The sequence below is a fragment of the Escherichia sp. AM3 genome (assembly GCF_032029835.1).
Classification (GTDB): Bacteria; Pseudomonadota; Gammaproteobacteria; order Enterobacterales; family Enterobacteriaceae; genus Escherichia; species Escherichia coli.
The window spans coordinates 1-459 of the sequence record NZ_JAVUPQ010000566.1; the positions used below are offsets into that span (position 1 = coordinate 1).

1 protein-coding gene is annotated in these 459 nt (G+C 38.6%); it reads left to right on the forward strand.

Annotation, left to right across the window (positions count from 1 at the left end):
* Positions 1–67: 67 nt before the first annotated feature.
* The coding region (locus RTW80_RS27270) for a dihydrofolate reductase (protein WP_096246265.1) at positions 68–459 on the forward strand (392 nt) is incomplete at its 3' end.

Consider the following 459-nt stretch of genomic DNA (forward strand, 5'->3'; position numbering starts at 1 on the left):
GAGCAGCAACGATGTTACGCAGCAGGGCAGTCGCCCTAAAACAAAGTTAGCCATTAAGGGAGTTAAATTGAAAATATCATTGATTTCTGCAGTGTCAGAAAATGGCGTAATCGGTAGTGGTCCTGATATCCCGTGGTCAGTAAAAGGTGAGCAACTACTCTTTAAAGCGCTCACATATAATCAATGGCTCCTTGTCGGAAGAAAAACATTTGACTCTATGGGTGTTCTTCCAAATCGCAAATATGCAGTAGTGTCAAAGAACGGAATTTCAAGCTCAAATGAAAACGTCCTAGTTTTTCCTTCAATAGAAAATGCTTTGAAAGAGCTATCAAAAGTTACAGATCATGTATATGTCTCTGGCGGGGGTCAAATCTATAATAGCCTTATTGAAAAAGCAGATATAATTCATTTGTCTACTGTTCACGTTGAAGTCGAAGGTGATATCAAATTCCCTATAAT